Annotated in this window: 1 protein-coding gene; it reads right to left on the bottom strand. The window is 61.6% G+C overall.

Translation table 11 applies throughout. The annotated features are described in order from the left end of the window. Nucleotides 1-435, bottom strand: a 435-nt coding sequence (locus EN925_RS39275; RefSeq protein WP_128337517.1) for an LLM class flavin-dependent oxidoreductase, incomplete at both ends; no start/stop codon positions are given.

Below are 435 nucleotides of genomic sequence, written 5' to 3'. Positions count from 1 at the left end.
TACTGGTTGTAGCCGAGTGCCTCATAGTTCTTCAGCCGGGCGATGACCTCATCGGCCTCGCCGATCACCAGGTTCTGCCTGATCTTGTCGGGCGCGTATTGCGGCATGGCCGCGATCTCGTCCGGCGTCAGCGGCTCCAATATGCCTTGATGCACTGGTTTCTTGTTCTGGAACCAGGCGCCGAACTGGCAATAGAAAGTCGACAGGTCCTGCGTCAGGCGATCTGCGTCAGCCGCGTCGTCGGCAACGAAGGTGTGCATCAAAAGCATGATTTCCGGTCGTTCGATCTCGGGATGCGCGGCGCAGGCGGCGTTGAAGCGCTGCATCAGGCTCGTCACCTCGTCATCGCCGGAAGCCAGCGGCGTTACCTGGACCTTGCATCCGTTGGCGACGGCGAAATCGTGCGAGTTCGGGTCGCGGGCCGCCACCCAGATC

The sequence above is a fragment of the Mesorhizobium sp. M7A.F.Ca.US.006.04.2.1 genome (genome assembly GCF_004022915.1).
Lineage (GTDB): Bacteria > Pseudomonadota > Alphaproteobacteria > Rhizobiales > Rhizobiaceae > Mesorhizobium > Mesorhizobium ciceri.
This window is presented reverse-complemented; position numbering and strand designations above follow the sequence as displayed.